The following is a 233-nucleotide window of genomic DNA, read 5'->3' as shown; positions in this document are numbered from 1 at the left end:
CCAGGCCGCCTCCCAGCGCTTCCGCTCCGGCCGCGCACCGACGGCGGCGACCACCGCTTCGAGGGCCGCCTGGCGCAGGTCGCCCCGCTCCGGCAGCTCGGCGGCGGCCGGGTCGGCGAGCAGTGTCTCGGGGTCCGGCAGGTCCATCCGGTCCAGGTGGGCGAGGAGTTCGAGCCCGGGGCCGTCCCCGACGGCGCCCCGCACCAGCAGGGCGAGCACTTCCCGGGAGACGT

The 233-nt window shown here is 78.5% G+C and carries 1 pseudogene; it reads right to left on the bottom strand.

Annotated features, from left to right (window positions below):
* A pseudogene (locus G3I40_RS15395) lies at window positions 1-233 on the bottom strand (AAA family ATPase); the annotation flags it as partial.

This window comes from Streptomyces sp. SID14478, assembly GCF_010548525.1.
Classification (GTDB): Bacteria; Actinomycetota; Actinomycetes; order Streptomycetales; family Streptomycetaceae; genus Streptomyces.
This window is presented reverse-complemented; position numbering and strand designations above follow the sequence as displayed.